This is a genomic window from Lacihabitans soyangensis, assembly GCF_024343775.1.
GTDB classification, from domain to species: domain Bacteria; phylum Bacteroidota; class Bacteroidia; order Cytophagales; family Spirosomataceae; genus Leadbetterella; species Leadbetterella soyangensis.
The window spans coordinates 1-2011 of sequence record NZ_RJUF01000103.1; the positions used below are offsets into that span (position 1 = coordinate 1).

Annotated in this window: 2 protein-coding genes and 1 pseudogene; all 3 read left to right on the forward strand. The window is 35.9% G+C overall.

Features of this window, described 5'->3' with window-relative positions; all coding sequences use genetic code 11:
* On the forward strand, nucleotides 1–360 hold a 360-nt coding region (locus tag EGI31_RS14600; RefSeq protein ID WP_255037927.1), incomplete at its 5' end, for a DinB family protein.
* Nucleotides 353–964, forward strand: coding sequence for a hypothetical protein (locus EGI31_RS14605; RefSeq protein ID WP_255036848.1), 612 nt, complete (start codon nucleotides 353–355; stop codon nucleotides 962–964). The genes EGI31_RS14600 and EGI31_RS14605, both read left to right, overlap by 8 nt.
* A 723-nt stretch (nucleotides 965–1687) precedes the next feature.
* A pseudogene (locus EGI31_RS14610) lies at nucleotides 1688–2011 on the forward strand (slipin family protein); the annotation flags it as partial.

Consider the following 2011-nt stretch of genomic DNA (forward strand, 5'->3'; position numbering starts at 1 on the left):
ACCAAAAGATGTCTGGAAAGACGGAATGGACAAGAGGGCGGAGAAAAAAATAGTGCGGGTGAAAATGTTTTTAAATATGGAGGCTTCCCGCCTAAAATGAAGTTTAAAATGCCGGCTGCTGTAGCCGAAATACCTATTTTTGGGCAATCTGTTGACCATTATAAAAAAGAGATTGATGAGATATTAAGTTCTGCAAAATTATTTATAGAAGCTGTAGAGTCTGACCTTGGAACCTATAAAACGCAACACCCTGCATTGGGAATGTTAAATGCCAAAGAATGGTTTCACAGTTTAGAAATGCATTCGAGGCACCATCTGAACCAAAAAGTAGAACTCGAGGCCTTATCTGCTCATGTCTGATATAAAGTACAGGCTTTACCCCACCTTACTCAACGAGTTTGGAAAATACATTAGTTCTCCAACATTGGAAATGAGAACCTCTTTGCTCAATAGAATCAACAGAGTCAGAGACTTCGATGATGCCACGCTCAAAAGAATGAAAAAAGGCTCAAATTTTGAAGATGCCGTTCTCAAAAATAGACCACATGTATTTGAAAATCAAATTGTTGAAAAAGTGAGAAATATGTTGCCTGCCTCTAGGGTAGAGCAGATGCCCATAAAATTCACGCACCAAAATATTCAGTTTTATGGATTTGCCGATGTGGTAGGAGAGGGCAAAGTAATAGACATAAAAACTACTTCAAGCTACAAACCCCATAAATTCCAGTACAATTTCCAGAATCTCTACATGTATGCACTCAAAGACAAGGGCTGCAGCAGTATGGAGTACATCATCTACGATTTCAAAGAAATACACATAGAGACTTACCCGCTAGCCACTTACGATTTCTCCGCCATGCTCCACCACATGGAACTCTTCACCGAATTCCTCGAAGAAAACCGCCAGTTTATCACCGACAAAAAGATATTTGTGGAAGAAGTGAGTGGAGGATTGTTTGGGTGAGGTGGGAAATAAGTGTAAATTAAAATACTGATATACAGTTAGTTATAATTTTTTAGAATATATATTTTTATCTACGCAAATTGACTGCGTACTGTCTTCTCAATTTTGCATCATCAAAAATAATAAAACAATTGAGCAGGTCAATCAGAAGGTTCGAGTCCTTTATGTTTTGCGATAAAAGGTGGTTTCTTGAACCTGATGTGGGTATCCGCATACCCCATAGTATTTGAGAAGTATCTTTAAATATGCTGTCGGAAATTTTGCTTTTTATCACCATTTGTGGGTCGGGGGTTCGAATCCCTCTCCTTGAAAAAGGATAACTCAGTCTGGATAGAGTAACAAACCAATGCAGGTTCGAATCCTGCCTAGCTCGTGAGAGTTAGAAGCTAAGTGGCTAAGCAGTTGACTGTTAATCAACAAAAGAAAGGGATTGGTCCTCCCAAAAGGATTACAACCAGTTTGAAGAATTCTAGCTCGTTTTCAAATAGAAATTGAGCAATTCAAACAGAACTTGAAAGAAGAGGATACCGAATAGAAATGGAGATTTACTTTTTGATAGAAGGTATTTATTTAATCAAAATGTCTCAATGGAGAAAATTGATTATATATTTTGCTAAATATTTAAAAACTAAATTTCTAATTCTAAACTTAATCTGATTTCCGTTTTCAAGAAATGAAAACTTTAGACTGGTTATTTTTTAATTTTTAAACATTTTACAGAAAATGAAGAAAGTAAGAGTAAATATCAATCAAATAGGATTGGTATTAAAAAATGACGAATTCGTTGAAATTTTATCAACAGGAGTTTATTGGTTTTTCAAAAACGAGCAGGTCTACATATACGAAAAAGGTAGTCAGTTTAATTCACCTGTTGATTTGAACCAGTTAATGCAGAATCAGGAAGTTATGGATGCCCTTGAGATTGTAGAAGTTGGAGACAACGAAATTGTATTACAGTTTGAAGATAAAGTATTTAAATGTGTCTTGACTGCTGGGAAATTTGCCTACTGGAGAGGTTTAAGGAATTACAGATTTGATAAGTATGAT

What these genes read in the sequence shown, in the direction of transcription:
- EGI31_RS14605 (WP_255036848.1), top strand. Translation starts at nt 353, where the DNA reads ATGTCTGATATAAAGTACAGGCTTTACCCCACCTTACTCAACGAGTTT.